Raw genomic sequence first — 14,419 nt, 5'->3', positions numbered from 1 at the left:
TAAATGATAGCACAGAAAAAATAGAACGTCCTACCTGAGCTTTACCCGTAAAACGCAGAAAAAATCCCCACTGCAATTAAGCAATGGGGATTTGTATAAGAATTTATTAACCGATTGAACCTTCCATTTCGAACTTGATCAAACGGTTCATTTCAACCGCGTATTCCATCGGAAGTTCTTTTGTAAATGGTTCGATGAAGCCCATAACGATCATTTCAGTAGCTTCCTGCTCAGAAACGCCGCGGCTCATCAAGTAGAACAATTGCTCTTCGGACACTTTCGAAACTTTCGCTTCGTGCTCCAAAGATACATTGTCGTTCAGGATTTCATTGTATGGGATCGTATCAGACGTGGACAAGTTGTCCATGATCAACGTATCACATTCAATGTTTGAACGGGCGCCGTCAGCTTTACGGCCGAAACGGACAATCCCGCGGTACGATACTTTACCGCCTTGTTTCGAAATCGATTTCGAAACAATGGAAGATGAAGTATTCGGTGCCATATGAATCATTTTCGCGCCAGCATCCTGATGCTGTCCTTTACCTGCGATTGCAATCGATAATGTCATACCGCGTGCGCCTTCACCACGAAGGTAAACTGCAGGGTATTTCATCGTCAATTTGGAACCGATGTTGCCGTCGATCCATTCCATTGTGCCGTTGGCATCAACGAATGAACGTTTTGTAACCAGGTTATAGACGTTGTTTGCCCAGTTCTGGATAGTTGTGTAGCGGCAATAAGCATCTTTTTTAACAATGATTTCAACTACAGCAGAGTGCAGTGAATTCGTTGTGTAAACCGGTGCTGTACAACCTTCCACATAGTGGACGCTTGCGCCTTCATCAACGATGATCAGCGTACGCTCGAACTGCCCCATATTTTCCGAGTTGATGCGGAAATAGGCTTGCAGCGGCGATTCCACTTTAATGCCTGGCGGTACATAGATGAATGAACCACCTGACCATACAGCTGTATTCAAAGCGGCGAATTTATTGTCGGCAGCCGGAATGACTGTCTGGAAGTATTCGCGGAACAGGTCTTCGTTTTCACGAAGTGCAGCATCAGTATCTTTAAAGATGATGCCCATGTCTTCAAGTTCAACCTTCATGTTGTGGTAGACAACTTCTGATTCATACTGTGCAGAGACACCTGCAAGGTATTTTTGTTCAGCTTCAGGAATACCCAATTTATCAAAAGTCTGTTTAATTTCATCAGGCACTTCATCCCATGAAGTTTGGCTTGCTTCAGATGGTTTGACGTAATAAGTGATTTCGTCAAAGTTTAAAGGCGCCAAATCGCCGCCCCATTGTGGCATCGGCATTGAATAGAACAATTTTAGGGCTTTCAAACGTGATTCAAGCATCCACTCAGGTTCGCTTTTGATATTAGAAATTTCTCTGACGATATCTTCTGTCAAACCGCGTTTAGAGCGGAAAATCGAGACATCCTTGTCATGGAACCCATATTTATAATCACCGATTTCAGGCATTTTTTTAGCCATTATCGTTCCTCCGTTCTTGTGTTACGATTTTTCTTGCTCGTGCACACCTTTTTCCATGGCTTTCCAGGCTAGTGTAGCGCACTTAATGCGTGCTGGGAATTGTGATACCCCCTGCAGCGCTTCAATATCACCCAGATCTACAGAATCATCATACTCTTTGCCAAGCATCATGTCAGAAAAAGTTTTGGACAGCCCAAGAGCTGTATCCACATCTTTACCTTTTACTGCCTGTGTCATCATTGAAGCGGAAGCCATCGAAATGGAACAGCCTTCACCATTGAATTTTGCGTCTTTGACGATTCCGTCTTTAACCTGCAAAGTCAGATGGATGCGGTCTCCGCACGTCGGGTTGTTCATTTCGATGTTGATGCTGTCATTCTCGATAGTGCCTTTATTCCTTGGCGTTTTATAATGGTCCATGATTACGGACCGATACAATTGATCTAAGTTATTAAAAGACATCGTTGAAATACTCCTTTGCAGAGCGTAATCCTTCTACAAGGCGGTCGACATCCGATTCACCATTATAAAGGTAGAAGCTTGCACGGGCCGTAGCGGATACTTCCAGCCATTTCATCAACGGCTGTGCGCAATGATGCCCTGCACGGACAGCAATACCGCTCATATCGAGCACTGTCGCCACATCATGGGGATGGACGTCATTCAGGTTGAATGTGACAATGCCTGCACGCTTGGCCGGATCTTTCGGACCGTAAATTTCAAGGCCGTCGATTCCGCTCATTTTTTCCATGGCATATGCTGCCATTTCATGTTCATGCTTTTCGATTTCGTCCAATCCGATTTCATTCAGGAAATCGATGGCTGCGCCAAGTCCGACTGCTCCGGCGATTATAGGTGTTCCGCCTTCAAACTTCCATGGCAGCTCTTTCCAGGTGGAATCGTAAAGGCCGACGAAATCAATCATTTCGCCGCCGAATTCAACCGGCTCCATTTCATTTAATAATGCTTTCTTTCCATATAATACTCCGATGCCAGTCGGTCCGACCATTTTATGGCCTGAGAAGGCGAAGAAATCGCAGTCCAATTGCTGGACGTCAATTTTCAGGTGGGGTGCAGCCTGTGCACCGTCCACTACCATCACCGCTCCATTTTCATGGGCGATCTGCGCAACTTCCTTAACCGGATTCATCGTTCCAAGGACATTTGAAACATAGACCATTGAAACGATTTTTGTCCGTTCAGTGATTGCGGCCTTCACTTGCTCAAGTGAAATGGTGCCATCTTCTTCAAGTTCGATATATTTCAGGATCGCTCCACGTTCCTTGGCCAATTGCTGCCATGGAATGATATTTGAATGGTGCTCCATGTAAGTGATGACGATTTCATCGCCTTCATTGACATTGGCACGCCCGTAGCTTTGCGCTACAAGATTTATAGCCGTTGTTGTCCCACGAAGAAATACAATTTCTTCCGTGGAACTGGCATTGATGAATTTTTGGACTTTTTCACGGGCACCTTCATATTTTTCTGTGGCACGGTTGCCCAGCGTATGGACGCCTCGATGCACATTGGAATTATCGAATTTATAATAATTTTCAAGTGCTTCGATTACCTGCACAGGCTTCTGTGAAGTTGCTGCGCTGTCCAGATAGACTAGCGGATGTCCATTGATTTCTTGGTTCAATATAGGAAAATAGCTTTTTATCTCTTTACTGATCATTAGCGGACTTTCCTTTCGATAACCTCCGTCAATTGCTTTTTAACGCCTTCAATTGGCAGCACATTAACTACTGGCGCCAAGAAACCGTGAATAACAAGACGTTCAGCTTCTTGTTTAGTAATCCCTCGGCTCATCAGATAATAGAGCTGAAGCGGATCCACACGTCCGACAGATGCTGCGTGGCCGGCAGTGACATCATCTTCATCGATCAACAGGATCGGATTGGCATCGCCGCGGGCATCCGGGCTAAGCATCAATACACGAGATTCCTGTTCAGCGTTCGATTTAGTGGCACCATGTTCAATTTTGCCGATTCCATTGAATATGGAAGAAGCAGAATCTTTCATAACACCATGTTTAAGAATCTGGCCATCGGAATTCTTGCCCCAATGAACCACTTTCGTTGTGAAATTCTGTTTCTGGCTGCCTCTGCCGACAACTACCGTTTTTGTATCGCCGATTGAGTTGTCCCCAACCAGATGCGTAACATTTTCAGAGATCGTATCGCTGTCGTTCATCAAACCTAAAGCCCACTCGATTTTCGCGTCACGCGCAGCAACACCGCGGCGATTTACGTAAGTAGTGAACCCTTCAGCAAGAACATCAACCGCCCCATAAGTGATTTGCGCATTGTCTTCGGCGAATACTTCTGAAACAATGTTTGCCAAACCGTTTGATTTAGCTACTGTAGAGAAGTAGTTTTCCACGTAAGTCACTTTACTGCTCGTGTCTGCAACGACAATCACATGGTTGAATAGTGAGGCATCTGCATCATCGTGATAGAACACGACTTGCACAGGCTCTTCAACCTCAACATTTTTTGGAACGTAAAGGAAAGCTCCGCCATTCATCAGTGCTGCGTGCAAGGCAGTCAATTTATGCTCATCAGCTTTAACACCGTTCGTCATGAAATATTTTTTCACCAAGTCCCCATGTTCGCGAAGAGCTGTGAAAATATCCGTCAAGATGACGCCTTTAGCAGCCAGACCTTCTGAAATGCGCGAGAACGCCGGTGTATTATTGTGCTGGATGTAAAGGTTCTTTTGCTCAAGATCCACAATGGTTCTGATATCTTCAGTCAGATCTTCAATTGAACCGAATGTTGAGCTTTTTACTGTATGAACCGGATAGTCTGTAAAATTCCAGTTCAGGATTTTTGTCTTGTCTGGTTTTGGTAGCGGCAATGTTTCCGCTTCTGCAAACGAGCGAAGGCGCAGCTCGGTAAACCATGAAGGTTCACCATTCATTTCTGAAAAGGAGCGCAGCTCTTGCTCGGTCATTTTTAAATTTGTTTCAACCGTCATGCCAGTCTCTCCCTTCAATTATGCTTGTCCTACAGTCTCGTCTTCAATTCCAAGTTCCTGTTTGATCCAGTCATAGCCTTCAGCTTCCAATTTATGCGCAAGTTCTGCTCCGCCGGATTTAACAACGCGGCCTTGCATCATGACGTGGACATGGTCAGGCGTGATGTAATTCAACAGACGCTGGTAGTGAGTGATGATCAGGCATCCGAAATCTTCGCCTTTCATTTGGTTGATCCCTTCGGAAACGACTTTCAATGCATCGATATCCAAACCGGAGTCAATTTCATCCAAAACAGCGATTGTCGGTTTGATCATCATCATTTGAAGAATTTCATTGCGTTTCTTTTCCCCGCCTGAGAATCCTTCATTCAGGTAGCGCTGTGCCATATCCTGGTCCATATCCAAAACTTCCATTTTGCTGTCCAGCTCGCGGATGAATTTCATCAATGAAACTTCATCGCCTTCTTCGCGGCGTGCGTTCATGGCAGAACGCATGAAGTCAGCGTTTGTTACGCCAGAAATTTCACTCGGATATTGCATAGCCAGGAAAAGTCCTGCGCGCGCGCGTTCGTCAACTTCCATATCAAGAACATCTTCGCCATCCAATGTGATGGAACCAGAAGTCACTTCATATTTCGGGTGGCCCATGATAGCTGAAGCCAATGTTGATTTACCTGTACCGTTCGGACCCATGATTGCATGAATCTCGCTTGTATTAATAGTTAAGTTTACACCTTTTAAAATCTCTTTACCTTCGATTTCAACGTGTAAATCCTTGATGACCAAAGTTGACATGTAAATACCTCCATATAGTTAATGTTGAACGGATAACCATTCTTAATTAGTATCATTCTAATCTTAACCGATATCGACTGCTCTGGCAAATCATTAAACCAGGTTCTGCGGCTGCGGGAAAACAATTTAAAAATCAGTATTTCTAAAGTGAAAAGCGATTATTTACCCAAAAAAATAGTGTATTTCATTTTCAATGAAAGCCACATAATTGAGAATGGCTTTCAGTAAGTAAAATATTATGCGGCAGCTGCAATGCTGGCAGTATATTCAGTAAAGCATGGCATAGGTCCAAGCATAAGAAAAAGCCGATGCTAAACGCATCGGCTTCCTGTCAGTTTTCAACTGCTTATTTTATATATCACGGTGTACTTGACGCTCTAACTGAGAAACGATTCTTTGACTGTCATTATAATCCTGTTCTCTCCGTTGTTCCACTTCAATAATTTTTCCCGGATCGTTCTGATACTCATTGATTCCAAATCCATGTGCATTTCTAAATGCCTGTTCCATTTTCTCAGTATGCTCGATACCGTTTGACTCGATAATGAATCATTCCTTTCAGGTTATCTTTCAATATCAATTATACCCCAATGATTTAGCGCTAAACGTAATAAAGGGTAATTTGTCTGAAAATGGACCTATCGTCATAGTTTTTGGAAAATATAAGAAAAAGCCCGACATTTGCATGCCGGGCTCAAGGTTTTTCATTAGTTTACTTCATTTTGAATGCTTGAAGGAATCAATTCATATTCTTCAAGAATGGAATTGAAAATTTCGTCCGCTTCAGCAAATTTTTCATTGGCAGCTTCAAAAGAAGTTTCTTCTTCAGCCAACGCAGCTGCTTTCATATCGTAGGATTCAGAAATCATGCCAAGTGCTGACTGGATATCTTCTTCTTTATCGCTCAAAGCTTCCGGAATTTCGATTCCTTCAACAGCTTGTGAAGCTTCTTCTGCAGAACTTGCCGCCGCTTCTTTCAATGCTGTCAATTCGTCTCCCTCAGGCAGAATCTCTTCAGCCTGCTGCTGTTCAAATGTATTCAGATCGCCGTCCACTTCATTGATCGTGTTCGGGACTGCCATATAAAATCTCATCAATTCTTTTTTCACTTCTGCGTTATCTGTTGAAGCTGTTTCGCTGTTCGATGAATCCGTCTCTTTACTTGTATCACCGGATTCTTCAGAACTGCAGGCACCTAAAAAAAGCAAAGATGATAATCCAATTACTAATAATTTTTTCATGGTGTTTCCTCCTTATTCTCAATACTTTGATATATTAGCATAGCTTTACAGAAGAGTATAGAGAATAGGAAATAGCCGGAATGTACTGAATCAAAAAATAATTCTAAACTTTTCGTCCGCTTGTGAAACGATCTACGATATTGGCCAAAGCTCCATCACCCGTGACGTTTGCGGCTGTCCCGAAACTGTCTTGGGCCATATAGAGAGCGATCATTAAAGCGACCATTGTTTCATCGAACCCCAGCATGCTTTGCAATAAACCGATTGCCGCCATTACAGCTCCACCTGGTACCCCAGGAGCAGCGATCATCGTAACACCCAACATCAGGATGAATGGAAAGAACGATCCGAAATCAGGTGACTGTCCTGTTAAGAGGACTACACCGATCGCGCAGGAAACCAGAGTAATCGTACTCCCAGACAAATGGATAGTTGCAAACAACGGAACCGAAAAATCAGCTATGCGCTCATCTGCTCCTGTTTTTCGGGTTTGTCTCAATGTCACTGGAATCGTGGCTGCAGAAGACTGAGTGCCCAGTGCCGTGAAGTAGGCAGGCATCATTGTCTTAAGCAAGACAAAAGGATTCTTTTTCTTTAAAGTGCCGGCAGTACTGTACTGTAGCAACAGCATCAACCAATGCAGGATGATGATCAGGACAAAAACAATTCCGAACAGCGACAGGATTTCCATGACCGCTCCGCCGTATGCCATATTGGCGAAAATGCCGAAGATGTAAAAGGGCAATAGCGGAATTATGATGACAGAAATTGTTTTCTCGATAATAGCCTGAAATTCATCAAAAAAGGCAATCATGGTTTTGCTTCCTGTCGATGCCATTCCGATACCAAGCAGGAATGCCAAAATCAAAGCAGACATTACGCCAAATAATGGAGCCATTTCCAGATCGATAAAAGTTTGAGCCAGCGCATGTTCAGGATCATCAAGGCTTGTAAGTGCCCGCCCTTCCATGAATCCGGGCAAAACGAACATAGCCGCAACAAAAGCAAAAACTCCTGCAATTACGGTTGAGCTGTACGCGACAAGCGTTGAAATGCCAAGCAACTTGCCGGAACCTTTGCCCAATTTTGCGATCCCTGGTGCGATAAAACCCAGAATAATCAACGGCACAACAAAGTTCAGGAAATTACCGAAGATGGATGTGAATGTAGCAAAAATCCTCACGATGTTTTCCGTAGCGATGGAACCAATTAAAACTCCCAATACAATGGCCACAATAATTCTGGGCAATAAACCGAATTTAAACTTCACTGCATGTCCCCCCTATGTGTACAAATGTTTTTTTATTAATAGTTATCAAATTACCATAGTTGATGAAATAAGATAAGCTTTTCGAAAATACACGGAATATTAGATTAATTTACTATATCGAAATAATCATAGCTACTGGTTTGAACTTCCTAACTTTATGTATACTTTTTACCAAATCCTACATTAACAAGAAAAAGCATCCCGGAGGATGCTTTTAACCTGTTTGGATATGGAGCATGTAATTTACTGTCGTTTCTCTTAATCAACCGGGACTACAGATCCGCCCCACTCTTCTAGAATGAAATCCTGGATTTCTTCTGATTTAAGTGCCTCTACCAATGCTTGTACTGCTTCATTGTCTTCATCACCTGAACGGACCGCAATGATATTTACGTACGGTGAATCTGAATCTTCAAGTGCAATAGAATCTTCCTGCGGGTTGATGCCTGCGTCGATCGCATAGTTGGAGTTGATCAACACTGCATCACCTTCGCCCTGTTCATACATTTGCACCAATAATGCTGCTTCGTAATCTGTTTCAAATTGCAGATCTTTAGGGTTTTCAACAATATCGCTTACTTCAGCTTTTGTTTTATCGATGTCATCAGCCAACGTGATCAAGCCTTGTGCTTCCAACATGGAAAGGATACGCCCGTGGTCAGCCACTGAACTGCTCATTAAAATTGTCGCGCCTTCCGGAAGCTCTTCAAGTGAATCATATTCCTGGGAGTAGACGCCGATTGGTTCAATATGGATACCGCCGGCATTTGCAAAATCATAGCCGTGCTCTTCCATTTGAGATTCAAAGTAAGGGATATGCTGGAAATAGTTTGCATCGATTTCGCCTGAATCCAGATCTTCATTCGGGAAGATATAATCCTGGTACGTTTCGATCTCCAATTCGATTCCCTGTTCTTCAAGAATCGGCTGGACCTGTTCCAAAATTTCCGCGTGCGGCACATTTGATGCACCCACTTTGATCGTGCTTGTTTCGCCTTCTCCAGATCCGCCGTTGCTTGAGTCAGTGCCAGCTTCATTGCTGTCGCTGCCGCATCCTGCTAAAGCTAATGTTGCCAATAAAGTTCCTGTAAGTAGTTTTTTCATAGTGTGTAGTCTCCCTTTTCTCTGTAGTTGTATTTCTTATGTCAACGAAATTTCCGTTATCAACGTTTGTCTGCTTTTTTGGTTAATGCGTCACCTATAAACTGGATGATAAATACGATGATCAGAATTAGAATGGTTGCCATCAATACGACATCAGGACGGCTGCGCTGAAAACCATCCAGGAATGCAAGCGTTCCGAGTCCGCCGGCACCGATGACGCCAGCCATAGCTGTATAACCGACCAAAGCAATCGAAGTGACTGTAATCCCTGAGATCAAAGCAGGTTTTGATTCCGGCAACAGGACTTTACGGATAATGGTGCCTGTTGTTGCTCCCATTGAACGAGCTGCTTCAATGACGCCTTTATCGATTTCCTGGAAAGCGATGAGTACCAGACGCGCATAAAACGGCGCCGCACCTATAATCAGTGCCGGAAGTGCAGCGTTCGGTCCACGAATCGTGCCGATCAGGAAGCTTGTAAAAGGAATCAGCAAAATGATCAGGATGATGAATGGTATGGAGCGGAAAACGTTCACGAATACCCCAGTGAGCCAGTTAACGATTTTATTCGCCCATAATTGCTTTGGCGCTGTCAGAAATAAAATGATGCCAAGTACAAGTCCGATGATGAACGTAAATAATGTCGACATTGCTGTCATATAGATTGTTTCAAGTGTCGCTTCCCACATCTTGTCCCAGTCGACATTCGGAAATAATGACTCAATCATTTGCCATCACCTCCGCCTGTACATTTTCCTGATTGAGAAAGTCGAGGGCCTGACGGATATCAGCGTCCGTGCCTTTAAACTGTAAAATCAATGTTCCATATGCTCCCCGCTGTGTATGTGATACTTTCCCTTGGACAATATTGACTTCCACAGGGAACTTCCGGATCAGCTGTGTCAAGATCGGCTGCTCTGCCTGTTCGCCAACAAACACCAACTTCACCAATTCGCCTGTCGGATACAATTCACGCAAATGCTTGATGGTTTCGCTCGAATCCTCCGACTCTGTGACTTGAGCCACGAAGCGTTTGGTGATTTCCTGCTTCGGCGTCTGGAAAATCTCAAGTACGTCACCGAGTTCCACTACTTTGCCGCCTTCCATCACTGCCACACGATGGCAGATTTTCCGGATTACATGCATTTCGTGAGTAATCAGCACAATAGTTAAGCCGAGCCGTTTATTGATATCAACCAATAAGTCCAAAATAGCGTCGGTTGTTTCCGGATCCAGAGCTGAAGTGGCTTCATCGCACAGCAGCACTTCAGGATCGTTTGCCAATGCGCGGGCAATACCGACGCGCTGCTTCTGTCCACCGGACAATTGTGAAGGATAAGCATTTTCACGGCCTGCCAAGCCTACCAATTCAACGAGTTCCTTTACCTTTTCCACTCTCTTAGCTTTTGGAACCCCGGCGATCTCCAGCGGAAATTCAATATTTTCCTGCACTGTACGGGACCATAGTAGATTGAAATGCTGAAATATCATACTAACTTTTTGGCGTGCCTTACGCAATTCGGCGCCTTTAATATCGGTTATTTTCTGACCGTTGATGTCGACAGTACCTGAAGTCGGTTTTTCCAGACCGTTCAGTATGCGGATCAACGTACTCTTGCCTGCACCGCTGTAGCCGATGATCCCGAAAATTTCCCCATCGGCAATGGTCAGATTAACGTCATCTACAGCTGTCAATGCAGTCTTGCCGACATCAAATGTCTTCGTCAATTGCTTTAACTCAATCATTGCTACACTCTCCCACTTCAAAATAAAAAACCCTTCCGCTCAGAAATGAGCAGAAGGGCACACGCAAAAATATATACGTCAACCGTTCTCTCATCTTCCAAAGCTTTCGCTTTGTGTGACTTGGCACCATTTCATTTTCATGACGGTTGCCGGGCTTCACAGGGCACTTCCCTCCACCACTCTTTATAAGAGTTACGTTATTAAGTTTGTTGTTCAGGATATTAATTTATCACGGCTTGTTTTATACGTCAACAATTTTTAACTTTTCATAAATATAAGGTACGGAATGGAAGGCATACACCTTTTCTTTCAGCTTGCCGTTTTCTGTGATCAACAGGCATGGCACGCTTTCGACTTCATATAAAGAAGCAATTTCCTGCACATAATTCAAGTTAGCCTTGCCGATAGACAAATCCGGCATCGCAGCGACAACTACTTCGAGCATTTTCGAAGCCAGCTGGCAAGTCCCGCACATAGGCGTATAAAGGTAATAAGCCGCCAGCTTATTGGTGTTTTTGGCTTTGCTCCATTCTTTATGGTTCCATTCTTTCATATATCTTCATCCTTCGGCTAATAGGTTATTGACCCGGATATTTGCTGCAATCAGAACATCCGTCAGTATACGGAGAGGCGTGGTGGCCACTTCCTTATAGCTCCGGTCGATATAAAAATGCCGGGCTTCCGGAAACTCACGTTTCACCAATTTCCTCAGCTTTTCACCTGATTTATCTGCATCGACCAATACGATGATATCCTGTCCTTCAAAAGGCAGCAACAGTTCTTCAAGCCTTGTAGCACTTACTGTGCCATTTGTGCAAAGAATGGTCACGTTCTCCGCAATGAGCGGCGCAATCCTGTTCTTATCCGATATCCCTTCAACTACGATCACTTTGTCCATTATCCAACACCCCGCTGATTAATTGGAATAGAGAGCATGTTGATATCTATTTATATTATATACCCGTTTCACGCGAATCAATTGATTTGCCTGGCGTTGCTATTACAGAGACGGAGAAGGATTGATGAATAATAAAAACTTATAAAAAAAAGCGCCGAAAAACAGGCGCTTACTGGAACTTACTCGTTTGTCATTTCTTTGTATTGGTCAGCATCCATCAATTCGTTCACTTCATCTTCAGAAGGAGCTTCGATGACTACCATCCATGCTTGCTCGTATGGAGATTCGTTAACGAATTCCGGGCTGTCTTCAAGTTCAGAGTTGACTTCAACCACTTTACCGCTGACTGGAGCGTAAAGTTCCGATACCGTTTTAACAGACTCAACGCTGCCGAATGGTTCGTTTTTCTTCAGTTCGTCGCCGACTTGCGGCAATTCGACGAATACGATGTCACCAAGTTCAGCCTGTGCGAAATGAGTGATGCCAATGCGTGCTTTACCATCTTCAAGTTTTACCCATTCATGTTCTTTTGAATAACGAAGTTCTTGTGGTGTGCTCATCCAAACGCCTCCAAAATATGTAGTAGCTTCAATTTCAGTTTGACATATTACCTGACCAATTACAAGATTGCACATTGCTTAAGACCAGGTATTTTTATAAGTCTCTTCCTTGAACCCAAGCGTCGCCATTTGACCGTCCCATGCAATCGGGCGCTTGACCAGCATGCCGTTTGAAGCAAGCAGCGTCAGCTTTTCATCTTCGGACATTTCAGGGAGCCTATCCTTCAATTGAAGTTCACGGTACTGCTGGCCGCTCGTATTGAAAAACTTCTTCAAATCGATTCCGCTGGCATCCACCATCTTTTTCAACTCATCCTTTGTAGGCGGGTTATCAACAATATGTATTTCCTTGAAGTCCACCCCGTTCGCGGTCAACCACTTTTTCGCTTTCTGGCAAGTGCTGCATTTCGGGTACCAATAAAAATCCACCATATTTAAAACCTCCTTCTTATGACCATTCTAGCAAAGCTCTGCTATACCGGCGAATAAAAAAGAGCCGCCAAAAGTTGGCGGCCCTTCATAAGATCTTTTAAACTACGTATTTTTCAACATCGATCAACTTAACAGCAGCTTCGCGTTTTTTAGCGATGACATTGTATGGAGTTGAACGAGTCAATTTGCGTAACGCTGAAAGCATCATGCGCTGGTTGTCGCCTTCAATTGCAGCGATCAAAGTTTCCTTCGCATCCTTTTCGATCTTATCGAATGCTTCCTGGCAATAGATTTGCGTATAAAGAAGTTTTTGCTTCGCTTTTTCTTCACCTGAAGCAGCGATCGCTTTTTCAGTACGCAGAACTGCAGATTCCATCGCGAATACATTGCTGACGATATCAGCGATGTTCACAAGAACTTCCTGCTCCTGTTCCAATTTCGTACCGTAAGTTTGAGCAGCAAGTCCAGCTGCAAGGATCGCGATTTTCTTCGCGTTGCCTACCAGGTATTTTTCCTGAGCCAAAGCTTCAGTGCCGACTTCTTCCGGCATCATCATCAACAACTCTTCCTGAAGTTTTTGAGCGTGCTGCAATAATGGCAATTCGCCTTTCATTGCTTTACGCAGCAATGTACCCGGAACCAGCAAACGGTTGATTTCGTTCGTGCCTTCGAAAATACGGTTGATGCGTGAGTCACGGTAGATGCGCTCGATTTCATATTCTTGCATGAAGCCATATCCACCGTGCAATTGAACGCCTTCATCAACGATAAAGTCCAGCGTTTCCGTACCGAAGAATTTATTCATTGAACATTCAACCGCAAATTCTGCGATAGAATCCGCAACCAGTTTACCGTTAGCATGTTCTTCATCCGTAAAGCCGCTCATGCGGTCCTCGAACAAACCGACAGTGCGGTAAACCGAGCTTTCAAGTGCGTATAATTGTGAAGCCATCGTCGCAAGTTTTTCACGAGTCAGGTTGAATGATGAAATAGGTGTTTTAAATTGCTGGCGCTGGTTCGTGTATGGAATCGTGATTTCCATTGCGCGTTTGGAAGCTCCGATTGTACCTACTCCCAATTTGTAACGTCCGATGTTCAGGATATTGAAGGCAATGATGTGTCCACGGCCAGCTTCTCCCAACAGATTTTCAACCGGTACTTCTGCATCTTCAAGGATCAATGTACGAGTTGAAGATGATTTAATCCCCATCTTCTTCTCTTCCGGTCCTACAGAAACGCCTGGGAATTCGCGCTCAACGATGAATGCAGAGAACTGCTCCCCGTCGATTTTAGCGTAAACTACGAATACATCCGCAAATCCAGCGTTTGTGATCCATTGTTTTTCACCGTTCAATACGTAGTGTGTGCCTGCTTCGTTCAACTTGGCAGTCGTTTTAGCGCCAAGTGCATCCGATCCGGAGCTTGGCTCAGTCAATGCGTAGGCAGCAATCATTTCACCAGTTGCAAGGCGTGGAAGATAGCTTTGTTTTTGTTCTTCATTACCGAAAAGAACGATCGGCAATGAACCGATGCCGACGTGGGCACCGTGAGTAATCGAGAAACCGCCTGCTTTGGACATTTTTTCAGCAATCAAAGCTGAAGCTATTTTATCGAGACCCAAACCGCCGTATTGTTCAGGAACGTCTGCACCCAATAGGCCAAGGTCGCCTGCTTTTTTCAAAAGGCGTACAGAATGTTCGAATTCGTGGTTCTCAAGATTTTCAACCACAGGCATTACATCAGTGTTTACGTAATCTTCCGTGGACTTGGCGATCATCTTATGTTCTTCTGTGAAATCCTCCGGTGTAAATACGCGTGAAAGATCCGCGTCTTCAATTAGGAAACTTCCGCCTTTGATCAATGTTTTTGATTCTGACATTTTAT

The 14,419-nt window shown here is 44.0% G+C and carries 16 protein-coding genes and 1 riboswitch; all 16 genes read right to left on the bottom strand.

Annotated features, from left to right (window positions below; genetic code table 11):
* Positions 1-106 precede the first annotated feature (106 nt).
* The 16 genes from sufB to CXF70_RS14840 all read right to left on the bottom strand — a co-directional run bounded on the left by sufB (position 107) and on the right by CXF70_RS14840 (position 14,414).
* Positions 107-1,504 (bottom strand): Fe-S cluster assembly protein SufB, encoded by a 1,398-nt coding sequence (gene sufB, locus CXF70_RS14910; RefSeq protein ID WP_084242498.1) that lies wholly within the window; start codon positions 1,502-1,504, stop codon positions 107-109.
* Positions 1,505-1,525: 21 nt separating this feature from the next.
* Entirely contained in the window at positions 1,526-1,966 is a 441-nt protein-coding gene (gene sufU, locus CXF70_RS14905; protein ID WP_101803318.1) for a Fe-S cluster assembly sulfur transfer protein SufU, read from the bottom strand.
* On the bottom strand, positions 1,956-3,185 hold the full coding sequence (locus CXF70_RS14900; protein WP_101803317.1) for a cysteine desulfurase: 1,230 nt from the start codon (positions 3,183-3,185) through the stop codon (positions 1,956-1,958). Before CXF70_RS14900 ends, sufU begins: the two co-directional genes overlap by 11 nt.
* Entirely contained in the window at positions 3,185-4,489 is a 1,305-nt protein-coding gene (gene sufD, locus CXF70_RS14895; protein ID WP_101803316.1) for a Fe-S cluster assembly protein SufD, read from the bottom strand. The genes CXF70_RS14900 and sufD overlap by 1 nt, the downstream gene beginning before the upstream one ends.
* 18 nt (positions 4,490-4,507) lie before the next feature.
* Positions 4,508-5,290 (bottom strand): Fe-S cluster assembly ATPase SufC, encoded by a 783-nt coding sequence (gene sufC / locus CXF70_RS14890; RefSeq protein WP_280522381.1) that lies wholly within the window; start codon positions 5,288-5,290, stop codon positions 4,508-4,510.
* A gap of 345 nt (positions 5,291-5,635) precedes the next feature.
* Positions 5,636-5,794 carry a YuzK family famiily protein gene (locus CXF70_RS18600; RefSeq protein ID WP_179135667.1) on the bottom strand — a complete coding sequence of 53 codons (159 nt, stop codon included), beginning with the start codon at positions 5,792-5,794 and terminating at the stop codon, positions 5,636-5,638.
* Between the two features lie 197 nt (positions 5,795-5,991).
* Positions 5,992-6,525, bottom strand: coding sequence for a hypothetical protein (locus CXF70_RS14885; RefSeq protein WP_101803315.1), 534 nt, complete (start codon positions 6,523-6,525; stop codon positions 5,992-5,994).
* A 103-nt stretch (positions 6,526-6,628) separates the two neighbouring features.
* On the bottom strand, positions 6,629-7,795 hold the full coding sequence (locus CXF70_RS14880) for a dicarboxylate/amino acid:cation symporter (RefSeq protein ID WP_101803314.1): 1,167 nt from the start codon (positions 7,793-7,795) through the stop codon (positions 6,629-6,631).
* Between the two features lie 258 nt (positions 7,796-8,053).
* The gene (locus CXF70_RS14875) at positions 8,054-8,899 is read right to left on the bottom strand and encodes a MetQ/NlpA family ABC transporter substrate-binding protein (protein ID WP_101803313.1); all 846 of its coding nucleotides are present in this window, start codon (positions 8,897-8,899) and stop codon (positions 8,054-8,056) included.
* A 59-nt stretch (positions 8,900-8,958) separates the two neighbouring features.
* On the bottom strand, positions 8,959-9,627 hold the full coding sequence (locus CXF70_RS14870; RefSeq protein WP_084242506.1) for a methionine ABC transporter permease: 669 nt from the start codon (positions 9,625-9,627) through the stop codon (positions 8,959-8,961).
* Positions 9,620-10,645, bottom strand: a complete 1,026-nt coding sequence (locus tag CXF70_RS14865; RefSeq protein ID WP_084242507.1) for a methionine ABC transporter ATP-binding protein — start codon at positions 10,643-10,645, stop codon at positions 9,620-9,622. Before CXF70_RS14865 ends, CXF70_RS14870 begins: the two co-directional genes overlap by 8 nt.
* A gap of 87 nt (positions 10,646-10,732) precedes the next feature.
* A riboswitch (SAM riboswitch) is annotated at positions 10,733-10,837 on the bottom strand.
* 49 nt (positions 10,838-10,886) lie between these two features.
* Positions 10,887-11,198: a thioredoxin family protein gene (locus CXF70_RS14860; protein WP_101803312.1), complete on the bottom strand. Its 312-nt coding sequence runs from the start codon at positions 11,196-11,198 to the stop codon at positions 10,887-10,889.
* Between the two features lie 6 nt (positions 11,199-11,204).
* The gene (locus CXF70_RS14855; RefSeq protein WP_084242509.1) at positions 11,205-11,543 is read right to left on the bottom strand and encodes a toprim domain-containing protein; all 339 of its coding nucleotides are present in this window, start codon (positions 11,541-11,543) and stop codon (positions 11,205-11,207) included.
* Between the two features lie 179 nt (positions 11,544-11,722).
* Positions 11,723-12,103: a glycine cleavage system protein GcvH gene (gcvH, locus tag CXF70_RS14850; protein WP_084242510.1), complete on the bottom strand. Its 381-nt coding sequence runs from the start codon at positions 12,101-12,103 to the stop codon at positions 11,723-11,725.
* A gap of 78 nt (positions 12,104-12,181) precedes the next feature.
* A complete protein-coding gene (locus CXF70_RS14845; protein WP_084242511.1) occupies positions 12,182-12,535 on the bottom strand; it encodes an arsenate reductase family protein in 354 nt (117 codons plus the stop codon).
* Between the two features lie 97 nt (positions 12,536-12,632).
* Positions 12,633-14,414 (bottom strand): acyl-CoA dehydrogenase family protein, encoded by a 1,782-nt coding sequence (locus tag CXF70_RS14840; RefSeq protein ID WP_084242512.1) that lies wholly within the window; start codon positions 14,412-14,414, stop codon positions 12,633-12,635.
* Positions 14,415-14,419 lie beyond the last annotated feature (5 nt).

It is taken from the genome of Planomicrobium sp. MB-3u-38, assembly GCF_002836425.1.
In the GTDB taxonomy this organism is placed as follows: Bacteria; Bacillota; Bacilli; order Bacillales_A; family Planococcaceae; genus Planococcus; species Planococcus okeanokoites.
Note: the sequence above shows the minus strand (reverse complement) of the source record. Positions and strands in the feature narration are given on the sequence as shown.

Excerpts from the sequence above, each read along its gene's own strand:
- sufB (WP_084242498.1), bottom strand. The coding sequence starts at position 1,504 with ATGGCTAAAAAAATGCCTGAAATCGGTGATTATAAATATGGGTTCCAT.
- sufU (WP_101803318.1), bottom strand. The coding sequence starts at position 1,966 with ATGTCTTTTAATAACTTAGATCAATTGTATCGGTCCGTAATCATGGAC.
- CXF70_RS14900 (WP_101803317.1), bottom strand. The coding sequence starts at position 3,185 with ATGATCAGTAAAGAGATAAAAAGCTATTTTCCTATATTGAACCAAGAA.
- sufD (WP_101803316.1), bottom strand. The coding sequence starts at position 4,489 with ATGACGGTTGAAACAAATTTAAAAATGACCGAGCAAGAGCTGCGCTCC.
- CXF70_RS18600 (WP_179135667.1), bottom strand. The coding sequence starts at position 5,794 with ATGGAACAGGCATTTAGAAATGCACATGGATTTGGAATCAATGAGTAT.
- CXF70_RS14885 (WP_101803315.1), bottom strand. The coding sequence starts at position 6,525 with ATGAAAAAATTATTAGTAATTGGATTATCATCTTTGCTTTTTTTAGGT.
- CXF70_RS14875 (WP_101803313.1), bottom strand. The coding sequence starts at position 8,899 with ATGAAAAAACTACTTACAGGAACTTTATTGGCAACATTAGCTTTAGCA.
- CXF70_RS14870 (WP_084242506.1), bottom strand. The coding sequence starts at position 9,627 with ATGATTGAGTCATTATTTCCGAATGTCGACTGGGACAAGATGTGGGAA.
- CXF70_RS14865 (WP_084242507.1), bottom strand. The coding sequence starts at position 10,645 with ATGATTGAGTTAAAGCAATTGACGAAGACATTTGATGTCGGCAAGACT.
- CXF70_RS14860 (WP_101803312.1), bottom strand. The coding sequence starts at position 11,198 with ATGAAAGAATGGAACCATAAAGAATGGAGCAAAGCCAAAAACACCAAT.
- CXF70_RS14855 (WP_084242509.1), bottom strand. The coding sequence starts at position 11,543 with ATGGACAAAGTGATCGTAGTTGAAGGGATATCGGATAAGAACAGGATT.
- gcvH (WP_084242510.1), bottom strand. The coding sequence starts at position 12,103 with ATGAGCACACCACAAGAACTTCGTTATTCAAAAGAACATGAATGGGTA.
- CXF70_RS14845 (WP_084242511.1), bottom strand. The coding sequence starts at position 12,535 with ATGGTGGATTTTTATTGGTACCCGAAATGCAGCACTTGCCAGAAAGCG.
- CXF70_RS14840 (WP_084242512.1), bottom strand. The coding sequence starts at position 14,414 with ATGTCAGAATCAAAAACATTGATCAAAGGCGGAAGTTTCCTAATTGAA.